This window comes from Microbacterium deminutum (assembly GCF_039530205.1).
GTDB lineage: Bacteria > Actinomycetota > Actinomycetes > Actinomycetales > Microbacteriaceae > Microbacterium > Microbacterium deminutum.
This window is the reverse complement of sequence record NZ_BAAAOG010000004.1, coordinates 237543-250548: the sequence shown is the minus strand read 5'-3', so window position 1 is coordinate 250548 and position 13006 is coordinate 237543. Positions and strand designations below refer to the sequence as shown.

At 70.0% G+C, this 13006-nt stretch carries 12 protein-coding genes; 3 read left to right on the top strand and 9 right to left on the bottom strand.

The features are described 5' to 3' along the window. Window positions 1-23: 23 nt before the first annotated feature. On the top strand, window positions 24-1163 hold the full coding sequence (locus ABD212_RS12820; protein WP_344095211.1) for a hypothetical protein: 1140 nt from the start codon (window positions 24-26) through the stop codon (window positions 1161-1163). A gap of 10 nt (window positions 1164-1173) precedes the next feature. Here ABD212_RS12820 and ABD212_RS12815 read toward each other — a convergent pair whose 3' ends face one another. Then, window positions 1174-1965, bottom strand: a complete 792-nt coding sequence (locus tag ABD212_RS12815) for a hypothetical protein (protein WP_344095210.1) — start codon at window positions 1963-1965, stop codon at window positions 1174-1176. Further along, a complete protein-coding gene (locus tag ABD212_RS12810) occupies window positions 1962-3947 on the bottom strand; it encodes a glycoside hydrolase family 13 protein (protein WP_344095209.1) in 1986 nt (661 codons plus the stop codon). Before ABD212_RS12810 ends, ABD212_RS12815 begins: the two co-directional genes overlap by 4 nt. Before the next feature lie 176 nt (window positions 3948-4123). Between ABD212_RS12810 and ABD212_RS12805 the strand changes: the two genes are divergently transcribed. Next, window positions 4124-4612 carry a YajQ family cyclic di-GMP-binding protein gene (locus tag ABD212_RS12805; RefSeq protein WP_344095207.1) on the top strand — a complete coding sequence of 163 codons (489 nt, stop codon included), beginning with the start codon at window positions 4124-4126 and terminating at the stop codon, window positions 4610-4612. A 64-nt stretch (window positions 4613-4676) separates the two neighbouring features. Here ABD212_RS12805 and ABD212_RS12800 read toward each other — a convergent pair whose 3' ends face one another. The 5 genes from ABD212_RS12800 to ABD212_RS12780 are packed head-to-tail and all read right to left on the bottom strand — an operon-like array spanning window position 4677 to window position 9605. Next, on the bottom strand, window positions 4677-5726 hold the full coding sequence (locus ABD212_RS12800; protein ID WP_344095205.1) for an alpha/beta hydrolase: 1050 nt from the start codon (window positions 5724-5726) through the stop codon (window positions 4677-4679). Window positions 5727-5753: 27 nt separating this feature from the next. Continuing rightward, window positions 5754-7151: an FAD-dependent oxidoreductase gene (locus tag ABD212_RS12795; RefSeq protein WP_344095203.1), complete on the bottom strand. Its 1398-nt coding sequence runs from the start codon at window positions 7149-7151 to the stop codon at window positions 5754-5756. Between the two features lie 20 nt (window positions 7152-7171). Beyond that, window positions 7172-8233, bottom strand: coding sequence for a polyprenyl synthetase family protein (locus tag ABD212_RS12790; RefSeq protein WP_425561272.1), 1062 nt, complete (start codon window positions 8231-8233; stop codon window positions 7172-7174). A gap of 46 nt (window positions 8234-8279) precedes the next feature. Beyond that, complete coding sequence (locus tag ABD212_RS12785; protein ID WP_344095199.1) at window positions 8280-9035, bottom strand: demethylmenaquinone methyltransferase; 756 nt, start codon at window positions 9033-9035, stop codon at window positions 8280-8282. A gap of 9 nt (window positions 9036-9044) precedes the next feature. Continuing rightward, entirely contained in the window at window positions 9045-9605 is a 561-nt protein-coding gene (locus ABD212_RS12780) for a DUF402 domain-containing protein (protein ID WP_344095197.1), read from the bottom strand. A 123-nt stretch (window positions 9606-9728) separates the two neighbouring features. Between ABD212_RS12780 and ABD212_RS12775 the strand changes: the two genes are divergently transcribed. Further along, window positions 9729-11021 carry an isochorismate synthase gene (locus ABD212_RS12775; protein WP_344095195.1) on the top strand — a complete coding sequence of 431 codons (1293 nt, stop codon included), beginning with the start codon at window positions 9729-9731 and terminating at the stop codon, window positions 11019-11021. A 100-nt stretch (window positions 11022-11121) separates the two neighbouring features. Here the strand turns inward: ABD212_RS12775 and ABD212_RS12770 are convergent, their stop codons facing one another. Both ABD212_RS12770 and ABD212_RS12765 read right to left on the bottom strand, forming a co-directional pair. Continuing rightward, the gene (locus ABD212_RS12770; protein WP_344095194.1) at window positions 11122-11937 is read right to left on the bottom strand and encodes an ABC transporter permease; all 816 of its coding nucleotides are present in this window, start codon (window positions 11935-11937) and stop codon (window positions 11122-11124) included. After that, the gene (locus tag ABD212_RS12765; protein WP_344095192.1) at window positions 11934-12950 is read right to left on the bottom strand and encodes an ABC transporter ATP-binding protein; all 1017 of its coding nucleotides are present in this window, start codon (window positions 12948-12950) and stop codon (window positions 11934-11936) included. The genes ABD212_RS12770 and ABD212_RS12765 overlap by 4 nt, the downstream gene beginning before the upstream one ends. Window positions 12951-13006: the final 56 nt, after the last annotated feature.

The following is a 13006-nucleotide window of genomic DNA, read 5'->3' as shown; positions in this document are numbered from 1 at the left end:
CGCCTGAGCGGACGGAGTGCGCCATGGCCGAAGCATCTTCCATCGTCCGGGTACTGCGGCATCCGCCCGTTCATCGCGAATCTCCCGAGTCTGCAGCGGTCGCCGTGGGGTTTGCGGTCTTCGTCATCGTTTGCACGATCGGCTGCGTGGTCTTCTGGGGCCGCGACCCCGGGATCGTCGGGCCCGGATCGGTCGGCGAGTACACCGAGATCGCCGCTGCCATCGCAGCCACGATCGCGTTCACCGCAGGTCGCATCGCGCTCGCGCGTGCTGCGCGATCTGCCGCTGCAGGCGACCGGATGGATGCCGCGCACCGGCCGGGCTCGAAGTTGAGCTGGTTCGAGGTCGCAGCGGTTGCACTCGCCCATGGCGCCATCGCCCTGCTGCTGTGGGCTGGTCTCGCGCGGGTGCTCGCGGACAGCTTCCGGGGCGCCGTCGTCTTCTCCTACGCTGCGGTCCCGCTCGCCGGGGCCGCGATCGCCCTCACCGCGTACGTCGTCTTCCTCTCGGCGGCGCGTCTGACCCCGCGACTGCTGTCGTTGATCTGGGCGGGACTGCTCGTCGCAGGGGGATTCGCCAGCATGCTGCGCGCGAGCGATCCGACGTGGTGGAAGGCGGATCTCAGCGTCCTCGGCATGGCGCGCGAGGCATCGGGGCCGACCTTCGACCTCACCCTGATCTTCGCGGGATCGATCGTCACCATCATCGCGCGGCAGATCACGGCCGGCCCGTGGACGACGTCGGAGAGAGATGCCCGTGCGCGCCTGTTCGTGCGGCTCGGGCTCACACTCATCGGGGTGCTGCTGGCCTTCGTCGGCCTGCTTCCAGTCGACAGATTCTGGCTGCCCCACACGTCTGCCGCGACAGGCATGGCGGTGGTCTTCGGCGTGATGGTGTTCGGACTGCCGTGGCTCGTCCCCTCGGCGCCGCGCTCGTTCCTGCTGACGGGATGCGTCTTCGCGGCCGCGATCACGGCGAGTGCGGTCCTCTTCGCGACGCGCCACTACAACCTCACGGCCGTCGAACTGGTGTCAGCGGTGCTGATCGTCAGCTGGATCGTCATGCTGTCCAAGGTGATGGTCCTGCTGCCACCGAGTCCGGCGACCCCCGTCGGGGCGAGCGACGTGGGGACCGCGACCGAGAACGGTGCGGTACTCGCATAGCGAAATGCGGCTATTCGCTCCAGCCCAGCCGGGCGGCGACGGCCCCGGCCGCGCGCGTCGGAAACGCCGTCCAGCCGGGCTCGAGGATCTCGCGGCTGAGGTCGAAGAGCGATCGCGCGGCATCCTCGACGGATCCCTCGAGCGCCAGCGCGATCCGCACGCCCCACTCGGGGAAGTCCTGCTCGAACCGGCGCAGCGGATCGATCGTGTCGCGGAGGGTCGTGGACCGGTCCACGAACCGCCCGCGGATCGCTCGAACCAGGCACAGCACCGCCCACGACCGGATGAATTGGCCGGCGTTGAGGATCTCGCCTCTGCGCGCGCGGCCCACGCCGATGAGGAGCTTGACGAACATCAGCTTGGTGTCGTTCTCGGGATCGAAGCGGTCGGCCCCGGCGGCGCGCGCTCTCGCCTGAGCGATGAGCATCGCCGTCGTCTCGTCCTCATCATCGACGACGACGGTCGCGTCCCCCGCGAGGGAGCCTTCGAGCTCACCTGCCTCCGAGAACGCGAATTCGAAGACGTGGCCGTCGTCGTAGACCGCGACGAAGCCGATCTCGCCTTCGCGGGCCGTCAGGACGATCCGGTCCTGATCGGGCAGCCACGACAGGTCGGGGCGCACCTCGGAACCCCGCCCGGCTGCGATCAGCGCGAAGAAGTCATGATCCGACCACTCGTCGCGGCGCACGGCTCCCGCGTTCGAGGCCGACCCCAGAAGCACCAGTCCGATGAGCCCATCGCGACGCAGGACCCCGTCGGCAAGGCCTGCGCTCAACGCCGCGAACCGCTGTGGATCGGTCATTTCGTCTCCTCTGGTGCAGCATCCGACACGATCGGCGGCGGCGCCGCTTCGCCGTCGACGACGTCGCGCAGCGGCTGAACGCGTCCAGGCGGCGTAGCGGATGCCGGCACCTCTATACCCGGAAGCACCCACGCCGCGAACACCGGACCGTCGGCCGACAGAAGGACGCCGCCGTCATCCGCGACCGCGAGCATCGCATCGCCGAAGATCGCCTCGGCGCGCGCCGCTCCCGGCACCATGCCGGCCGGCAGGTCGACGTCGACATCGCCGCGTGCCGCGAGCACGAGCACGCACTCCTCCGCCGACTCGCGCACGAACGCGATGCCGGCGTCGTCCACGTGCACCCAGCGGAGGCCGCCCGTGGCGAGCACGGCACGCGCACGACGCAGACCGATCAGATCGCGGTACAGCGCGATCCGCTGCGCGGTCGAAGGGTCGCCGGCGGTATCCCACGGGATCGGGGTTCGACTGAGCTCGCCATCCGCGCCGACGAGACCGAACTCGTCGCCGGCGAACACGACAGGCAGCCCGGGCAGCGTCATCGAAAGCCCGACCGCCACGGGGATCGTGCCGGGCGCCGCGTTCGTCGCGAACCGTGCGGTGTCGTGCGTGTCGAGGGCCTGCATGCTGCCCAGGCGGACTCGCCACGGGATGCCGGCGGTGAACCTCACGACGGCAGCCACGAACTCGCGGGCGGTGTATCGCGGGATGCCGCCGATCGGCTGACCGAAGAACCACGCTTCGCCCCGCCCGCCCTGCTCGTCGACATGCACAGCGTCCGCGGGCTCGCTCAGCCAGCCCCACAGCGGGCGCGTGAACGAAGCGTACGTCATGGCGCCGTGCCACGCGTCGCCCTGCAGGTCGCTCGCCGCGTCGTTCGTCGACTCGCCGAGCAGGATCATGTCGGCGTTGATGCCCGCCATCCTGGCGCTAACCAGCTGCCGGATCTCGGCGTTGAGATCGACGGCCCCCAGACGCCCGGTCATGTTCGCGACGTCGAGTCGCCAGCCGTCGATCGCGAACGGCGGCGTGAGCCACCGCGCCACGACGGAGTCCTCGCCCTCGATGAAACGCCGGCGCAGCTCGGCCGACGACCAGTCGAACTTGGGCAGGCTGCCATGGCTGAGCCACGACACGTACGTCGTGTTGTCGTCATCCGTGAAGTAGTAGAACTCCTGCTCGGGGGCACCCGGGTGCCCGTAGGCGGCGCGGAACCACTCGTGGGTGTCGCCCGAGTGGTTGCTCGTGAGATCGCCGATGATCCGGATGCCCCGCGCATGAGCTGCATCGATCAGCCGGACATACGCGTCATCGCCGCCGAGAGCTGGATCGACACGATCGAAGCTCGCCGCGTCGTACCGGTGGTTCGATGCCGCCGGGAACACCGGCGTCAGATACAGCAGGTCGACGCCGAGCGAGACCAGGTGGTCGAGCTTGTCGATCACACCATCGAGGTCCCCGCCGTAGAACTGCTGCGAGCGCGCGGGCGAGACCGAGGCGACGGGGTCGCCCCAGCTCGCCGGCACCGCCCACTCCGGCGTCGAACGCTCGTCAGCCGCGCTCGATCGGGCGAACCGGTCCGGAAAGATCTGGTACATGACGGAGTCGAACAGCCAAGCCGGCGGACCGGGGTTTGCGACGAGGGCGAAGTCTTCGGCATCCAGCGTCTCGATCGTGTGGCAGCCGGTCTGGTTGAGCCATTCGACGCGCCCATCCGCGTGCTGCAGCATCCAGCGGTAGCCGTGGCGGGGATTGCGGACGACGATCTCGGCCCGCCACCAGTCCCAGCCCTCTGCCGAGCCGAGCCGGACCGCATCCGCCCACTCCGGTTCATGATCCGGGTTCGAACGCGTGCGCACAGCGGCGAGGGGGCCGTAGTCCACCGGCACCCGAAGCAGCACCCGCACGACATCGCCGAGCCTGGGGGTGAGGTTCGACACGTGGAGCGGCGACCCGTCGTGGTGAGGGGCGACGGAGGTCATGCAACGGCCTTTCCCGAGACAGGCGACGACACCTCCGGACCGGACGGGGTTTGCGGGCCGGGACCCTGACACGGTCCGGTGTGGTGCGGTTCCCGATTCTGGCACGGATGGCGCGCCCATCCGGCGCCACCAGCCATGCCGGTGGGGACCGACAGGCCTCGGCTAGACTTCCGCGCATGGCTGATTCTTCGTTCGACATCGTCAGCAAGGTCGACCACCAGGAGGCCGACAACGCACTGAACCAGGCGCGCAAAGAGGTCGAGCAGCGCTACGACTTCAAGGGCACCGGCGCTTCCATCGAGTGGAGCGGCGACGCGATCCTGATCAAGGCGAACACCGAGGAGCGGGCGAAGGCGGTGCTGGACGTGTTCCAGACCAAACTGATCAAGCGCGGCATCTCACTGAAGAGCCTCGAAACCGGTGAACCCGTCGCGGGCGGCAAGGAGTACCGGATCACCTCGACGCTCAAGGACGGCATCTCGCAGGAGAATGCCAAGAAGATCGGCAAGATCATCCGCGACGAGGGGCCGAAGTCCGTCAAGTCGCAGATCCAGGGCGACGAGCTGCGGGTGCAGTCCAAGAGCCGCGACGACCTCCAGGAGGTGCAGCGGCTGCTGAAGGCGGCGGACCTGGACGTCGACCTGCAGTTCGTCAACTACCGGTAGAGCCGCGACCTGCCCTGACGCGACCTGTCAGGGTCGACGCTCTGGACAGTGAGGCCCGGACCGCTCACGACGGCTGCCGGTGGGACGGATGCCGCGCCTCGAGGTACCCGGCCACCCACCGGTCGAGCCGGGCGTAGGCCATGCTGCGCGCATCATGGCGTGACAGGAACACGTCGTGCAGGGCGCCGGCGATCCGCTCGACCGTGACGGAAGACCCGAGTTTCAGCGCTGCCCGGGCGATGTCGTCGACCACCAGCACCGTGTCGGCGCTCGTCAGCTCGTCTGACCAGCGCGACGGGATCGCCGTCCTCGCCGACAGCAGCACGCACACCGGCGCGGAGATCGCCAGCCCCGAGGCGACCCGGGCATGACCGGCCAGCACCGCGTTGAGCCAGCCCGCGTGCACGGCCATCGTCTGCGGGGGGCGCCACTCGACGTTGATGTCCATCGGGTCATCCGGGTCGGCCACCGCCTCCTGCGCGCGGGTGTAGAAACCGAGGTCCACCTGCGGCGCCGTGTTCAGCGGCCTCATGCGTGCCCGAAGCTCGACTATCGGGGCCAGCGCGGCACGGGTCACGCCGCTCAGCTGGAACTCGAGCCAGGGGCTGTTGAGGATCAGGGCGCTCGCGACATCCGGATGCCGGTCAGCCCATAGGCTCAGGGTCAGTCCCCCTGTCGAGTGTCCCATCAGGACGAGGCGCCGCGACGACCCGGTCCCGCCGGCTCCGCGTCCCATGGCCTCGAGAGCGGACGCGATGTCGTGATCGTAGACGCCGAGTTCGCTCACATACCCGGGCGTCTGTCCGGGTCGCAGGCTCCGGCCGTACTTGCGGAGGTCGAGCGCATAGAACCGAGCGCCTCGATCGACCCAGAACCGGGCGAGGCGTCTCTGGAAGAAGTAGTCCGACCAGCCGTGGACGTACAGCACATCGACATCCGCGAGCGAATGCCGCTCTCCGACCAGCCAGGCCGCCCGCGTCAGCGGATTGGCATCGGGCATGTGCCGGACGATCGTCGCCACGACCTCGCCCTCGTCGTCCTCGCCGAGCGCGAGCGTCCGCTGCTGGAAACCGTCGCCCAGCACGTCGGGAATCCACCCAGCAGGATCGTTCATGGCAGCGACCACCGGCCGGACGGGCCGTCAGCCTCCGACTTGGCGCGAGACGCCCACCATCTCGTCGCGCGGCACGACCTTGATGCGAGCGCGGCCGCGCGGAGCGCCGAGCGAGATCTCGTGCTCGTCGAGTCGGTGCCAGCCCTTCAGGTCGGTCCACTCGACTCCGCGTTCGGCCAGCAGAGCGGGGATCGCCGCTTCTTCAGGGTGCTCCGGCCGCCACCACGATCCCTGATCGTTGATGATGTGCCGAACGGTCTCCATCGCGTCCGACTTGGTGTGGCCGATGAGCCCCACCGGACCCCGCTTGATCCATCCCGTCGCGTAGATGCCCGACACGCGCTCGTTCGAGAAGGGGTGCAGCACCTGACCCTCGTGATTGGGGATGACGCCGTGCCGCTCGTCGAAGGGAACGCCCGAGATCGGCGAGCCGAAGTACCCGACGGCCCGGTAGATGGCCTGCACGGGCAGTTCGCGGATCTCCCCGGTGCCGACGACACCGCCCTCGCCATCGGGCCGTGTGCGCTCCCAGCGGAATCCAGTCACTCGGCCGTCGTCGTCGGCGAGGACCTCGAGCGGCTTCGCGTAGAAGTGCAGATGCAGACGCCGGGACGCCCGTTCGACCGGCTCCGCAGCCGACGCGTAGTTGTCGACGGAAGGGCGCTTGCGCCACGACTGCAGGACACGATCGATGACCATGACCTGCTTGTTGCTCGCGATAGCGTCCTTCGAGGCTTCGTCGTAGTCGAAGTCCTCGGAGTAGACGACCATGTCGACGTCGTGGAGCTCGCCGACTTCGCGCAGCTCGAGCGGCGTGAACTTCACCTGGGCGGGCCCGCGACGGCCGAACACGTGCACGTCCGTCACGTGGGATGCGGCGAGTCCGGCGTGGACGTTGTCGGGGATCTCGGTGGGCAGCAGATCCTCTGCGTGCTTGGCGAGCATGCGGGCGACATCCAGGGCCACGTTGCCGTTGCCGATGACGGCGACGGATGCCGCGTCCAGAGGCCATTCGCGCGGCACATCCGGGTGGCCGTCGAACCAGCTCACGAAGTCGGCCGCGCCGTACGAGCCGATCGCGTCGATTCCCGGGATGCTCAGATCGGCATCCCGTACCGCGCCGGTCGCGAAGATGACCGCGTTGTAGTGGTGCTTGAGATCGTCGAGGGTGACGTCCTCGCCGAAGCGCACGTTTCCGAACAGCCGGATGTCGCCACGGTCCAGCACTTCGCGAAGCGCCGTGATGATGCCCTTGATGCGGGGATGGTCGGGCGCTACGCCGTAGCGCACGAGACCGTACGGTGCCGGGAGCTGCTCGAACAGGTCGATCGAGACGTCGAACTTGCGCTCCGCCTTGAGGATGATGTCGGCGGCGTAGATGCCTGCGGGACCGGCGCCGACGATGGCGAGGCGGAGTTTGGTCATCTGCGGTTCTCTCAGTCTCGTCAGCTGGACCGGTCGGCGACTGCCTCGGCGAAGCGGGTGAGCGCCTCGCGGACCGGACCATCGGGAAGGGGCGCAAGAGCGTCGACCGCGGAGCGCGACCACGCGTGGGCGAGGTCGAGGGTCGCCTGGGTCGCCTCGTGGCCGCGCAGCTCGGCCAGCGGTTCGTCGAGGATCGACGGGTCGGCGCCGTCCGCGATGCGGGCCACACCGTCGTCGATCCGCTCGTGAAGATCGACGGACGCGGCGTCGCTGCGCTGTCCCAGGACGAGATACGGCATCGTCGGCACACCCGCACGCAGGTCCGTGCCGGGGACCTTTCCGGTCTCATCGGCGTCGGCCGACAGGTCGATGACGTCATCGAGCAGCTGGAACGCGACGCCGGCCTTCTCGCCGAACTCGAAGATGGGCTGCTCCAGCTCGCGGGGGCCGTTGCCGAAGATGACGCCGGTCTGCGCGGCGGCCGCGATGAGCGAGCCGGTCTTGTCGGCGAGCACCTGCAGGTAGAACGCGACGGGATCGTCGTCCTCCTGGGGTCCGACCGTCTCGTGCATCTGTCCGAGCACGAGCCGCTCGAACGTGTCCGCCTGCAGCCGGATGGCGCGCTCGCCATGCCGCGCCATGATCTGGCTCGCTCGCGAGAAGAGCAGGTCTCCGGTCAGGATGGCGATGCTGTTGCCCCAGACCGCATGGGCGCTGGGCACCCCGCGACGCTTGTCGGCGGCATCCATCACGTCGTCATGGTAGAGCGAGCCGAGGTGGGTCAGCTCGAGCGCGGTGGCCCCCTCGATGACGTCATCCGTCGCCCCGTCACCGAGGCGGCACGTCAGCAGCGTCAGCATGGGGCGCACGCGCTTGCCGCCCGCCTCGTACAGATAGCGGCTCGTCGTGTCGGCCAGGGCGTCGCTGACGTGCAGTTCCCGCTCGAGACTGCGGTCCACCCGCTCGAGCCCCGCTTCGACCTCGGCCATCAGCCGACGCGATCGCGGGCCCGCGAAGACGCGATCGGTGAGGCTCAGTTTGCCCGCGAGCCGCGCGTTCGACGCTGAGGGAGTCACGGGGATAGCCTACCGGCGGGCCGCGCGCCCACGCCGCGCCTGCGCTCCGGGGTCATCCGGCCTCGGGCTTGTGCGCGCGGTGCAGGGCGACGATGCCGAACGAGAGGTTGCGGTAGGCGACACCCGCCCACCCCGCCTCACGGATCCAGGCGGCGAGGGTGCGCTGATCCGGCCAGTCGCGGATGGACTCGTTGAGGTAGTCGTACGCGGCGGCGTTGGAGCTCACGGTCTTCGCGACGACGGGCAGCACCCGGTCGTTGTAGAACCGGTAGAGGCCGTTGAAGGTCGTCGAGGGGGGATGCGAGAACTCGCACACGACGAGGCGACCGCCGGGCTTGGTCACCCGCAGCAGCTCGCGGAGCGCCTTCTTCGGATCGTTGACGTTGCGCAGACCGAACGACATCGTCACGGCGTCGAACTCGGCATCCGCGAATGGCAGCGCCGTCGCGTCCGCCTGCACGAACGACAGATTCGGGATGCCGCCGCCCGGCGATCCGCCGCCGTGCCGGCGCTCGCCCTCGGCGATCATCCCGGGCGAGAAGTCTGCGGCGATGACATCGGCGCCGCTGCGTGCGAGTGCGACGCTCGACGCGCCGGTGCCCGCCGCGACGTCGAGGATGCGCTGGCCGCGGCGGGGGGCGACGGCGCGGGTCGTCGCGGCCCGCCAGAGCCGGTCGTTGCCCATGCTCAGCACCGTGTTGGTGCGGTCGTAGCCCGGCGCGACCTCATCGAACATCCCGCTCACCCGCGCCGGATCCTTGTGCAGGTCGGCGCGGTGCTGCTCGTGCTCGGGTTCGGTCGGGGTCATCCGTCGAGTCTAGGCGTGGCCCGGGTCGAGCCCGAGTTCGTGCAGGCGGGCGAGCCAGCCGTCTGCCGTCGCGAGATCGAACGGGGCCTGCCGCGCCGCAACCTTGGCTTCCAGGTCGATCGCGAGTGCTTCGAGCTTCTCGACGATGTCGAGCGGATAGCCGTAGGCGACGCGGTGCTCGTCCCACTCGTCGCGGTCGTCGATGAACACGCCGACGCCGTCGCGGTCGACGACGTCGAGGTCCATGTCGATCCCGGTGGGCTCGGCGCCTTCGAAGTGCACGTCCCAGGCGATGTCGATGTACGTCGGCGTGTCGTGCGGCGGCGCGTTCCGCGTGTAGGCGAAGTCTCCGGTGGGCGGCACGAGGGTGACATTCGGATGCCGCGGCACGACCACGCGACCGGGTCGCGCGCTGTCCCACCCGGGAAGCTGGCCGAACCAGTCCCCCCACCGGTCGCGGCCGAGGTAGACGCACTCGTGCACCCAGTGGTCTCCGCCATCCCATTTGCGCCACCGGAACATCAGCCGGGTGCCGGGTGAGGGGCGGGACGGGGTCGAAGCATCGGTCACGGTGCGAGTCTATTTCCGCGGGAGATCTCCACACGCGGGCTTCGCCCGCTGCTCGATCCAGAGTACAGGCGCCTCAACGCGGGCGATGCCCGCATCGACCCGCCTCGACTCTAGGCTTGAGGGGTGACCGACCTTTCTCGCCCGTCGCGACTGGCGGTCGAGACCCGCGAGATCGACCCGGTCGACGACCTCCTCCTGTTCGCCGACCCGCGTGCTCCGCTCGCCTGGCTGCGCCGCAGCGACGGGATCATCGGCCTGGGCGGAATGCTGACAGGGTTCGAGACAGGCGGCACGACACCCGGCCGCGACGGCGGTCCCTCGGCGGCCGACGCGTGGCGTGCGATCTGCGCGGACGCCGAGGTCGACGACCCGGTCGGACTTCACGGCACCGGACTCGTCGCGTTCGGTGCCCTGGCCTTCGACCCCCGCTCGCGATCGTCCAGCCGGCTCATCGTGCCGCACACCGTGGTGGGCCGCCGCGAAGGCCGCGCATGGATCACGCGGATCCGGTCGGTGGCCGATGACGCGCCGCCGCCTCCGCTGCGCGCCGTGCCGTACGGCCCCTACTGGTCCGCGACGCTCGGCCCCGGGGCCCTCGACCCCGAGGGCTATCAGGCGGCGGTTCGCGCGGGACTCGATGCCATCGCGGCACGCGAGGTCGGCAAGGTGGTCCTCGCCCGCGATCTCATCGGCACCGTCCCGGCCAACGCCGACCTGCGCCGGCTGGTGCGCGCGCTTGCCGGCGGGTACCCCGACACCTGGACATTCGCGGTCGACGGCCTGATCGGCGCGAGCCCCGAGACGCTCGTGACCGTGTCGGGCGGGGCCGTGACCGCGCGGGTGCTGGCCGGGACGTTCCCACGCGGTGCGGACGCGGACGACGATGCCGCGGCCTCCATCGCCCTCTCCCACAGCGGGAAGGACCTCGACGAGCACCGCTATGCCGTGCAGAGCGTGCTCGACGCCCTCGCTCCGCACGTCCGATCGGTGCGGGCCGACGAAGAGCCGTTCGCCCTCGAGCTGCCGAACCTGTGGCACCTCGCGACCGACGTCGCCGGCGAGCTCGCCGACCACGCTTCGGCACTCGATCTCGTCGCGTCGCTGCATCCCACCGCGGCGGTGGCGGGCACGCCGACGGATGCCGCGATCGAGCTGATCCGCCGGCTCGAGCCCTTCGACCGCGGCCGCTACGCCGGTCCGGTCGGCTGGGTCGACGCCCACGGCGACGGCGAGTGGGCGATCGCGCTGCGTTGCGCGCAGATCGGCGCGGAGCCGATGCGCGGCCACGGCGACTACTCGGATACGATTCCGGTCGTGGCACATGCCGGTGCCGGGATCGTCGCCGGCAGCGACCCCGAGACGGAGCTGCTCGAGACCCGCGTGAAGTTCCGTCCGATCGTCGACGCCCTCGCGTAGCGCACACCCCCCCCGGGGCCAAGCCGTTCCGAAAGGTTGGGCGCGTTTCGTCTCGCTCCGCTCGCTCAACGACCGGACGACGGGACTCGCCGGCGGTTCCTCAGACCGAGCGCTGGTACGCCCGGATGGAACGCACCGCCCAAAAGAACGCCAGCCCCGCCAGCACGACGAGACCGGTCGCCTGCCACCAGTCGGATTCGGGGTATGTCCCGGTCAGCCCGCCGCGGCCGAGTTCGACCGCCCACGTCATCGGGTTCCAGCGTGAGACGTTCTGCACCCAGTCCGGCATGAGGTCGGCGGGCATCATCGCGGTCGACAGGAACGTCGCCGGAAGCACGATCAGCTGAGACAGGCTGATCAGCGCGATCTGGCTCCGCGCGGTCAGCGCGACCGCGCTCGACGAGCAGCAGAAGATCGTGGCGAGGATCGTCGCGACGACGAGCGCCACCAGCATCCCGCCGATGCCACCGGGGTAGCGCGCGCCGGCGAGCCATCCGATGCCCAGCACGACGACCGACTGCGCCAGGTTGACGATGAGCTGCTGGGCGAGCTGCCCCGAGATGATCGCGGTGCGCGACAGCGGCGAGGTCAGGTACTGGTCCATGACACCGGAGTTGATGTCGTCGATGAACCCGGTGCCCGCCCACGCCCCCGAGTAGAGCACGGTCATCATCAGGATGCCCGGCACGAGGTAGTCGATGTACCCCTCGCCGCCGAACTGCGGCAGCGCACCGAGCGACGAGAACACCGCGCCGAACAGCAGGATCCAGATGATCGGCTGCACGAGCGACATCACGGGTCCCCAGACTTGGCGCCAGGTCGAGAGCAGCCAGCGCCGGAGCACCTGCCCGGTCTGGGTGAACCATCCGGCGCGGACCGGCCGGATCGAGGTGGGGGTGAGAGTCACGGCGGTCATGCTGCTGCTCCTGTCGAGAGGACGGACGCCGGTGCGGCCTCGTCGTAGGTGTGGCCGACGAAGTGCAGGTACACGTCGTCGAGGGTGGGGTGGGATGCCGCGACCTGCCCGTAGCGGATGCCCGCGGCATCCAGCGCGGCGATGACCGAGCCGACGGCGGCGGACGCATCGTCGGTGCGGGCGGCCAGAGTGCCGCCGACCCCCGATGCCTCCACCACGACGTCGCGCAGGCCCGCGAGCCCGGCGACGGCGGAGCGGACGGCGACCGGGTCGGGCTCGATGAGCGATACGCGCACCGAGTCGCCGTGCAGGGCGGTCTTCAGCTGCTCGGGGGTCCCCTGCACCACCGCCCGGCCTCGGTTCACGATGAGCAGCTCATCGGCGAGGCGGTCGGCCTCTTCCATGTAGTGGGTCGTCAGCACGACGGTGAGCGCCTCCTCGCCCGACAGCCTCCGGATCTCGGCCCACATCACTGCGCGCGCCTCGGGGTCGAGGCCGGTCGTCGGCTCGTCGAGGAAGAGCACGGTCGGCCGGTGCACCAGCGCGGCCGCGACATCCAGCCGGCGCCGCATCCCTCCCGAGAAGGTGCTCACCGGTCGGCGCGATGCATCGCTGAGCCCGAAGTCCTCGAGCAGCGCAACGGCGCGGGCACGTGCGTCGGCCGAGGTCGCGCCGCGCAGTCGCGCCGCGATCTCGAGGTTCTCGCGGGCGGTCAGCACGGGGTCGGTGCTCGAGCCCTGCGACACGTACCCGATCGAGGCGCGCACGGCGTTCGGCGCGCGGCGCACGTCGTGGCCCGCGACGCGCGCCGTGCCCGCGGTCGGCGCGGACAGGGTGGTGAGGATCTTGGTGGCCGTCGACTTCCCGGCGCCGTTCGGGCCGAGCAGGCCGAACACGCGACCCTCCGGGACGGTGAAGCTCAGTCCGTCGACCGCGCGGATCTCGGTCCTGCGGCTGCGGTAGACCTTCACGAGTTCGTCCGCGACGATGGCGGACTCTGGGTTTTCAGGCATGGCGGAGCATCCCTTCCTTTTGTGTGGGTTTCAGGCGGTTCCGATGGGGACCGCCG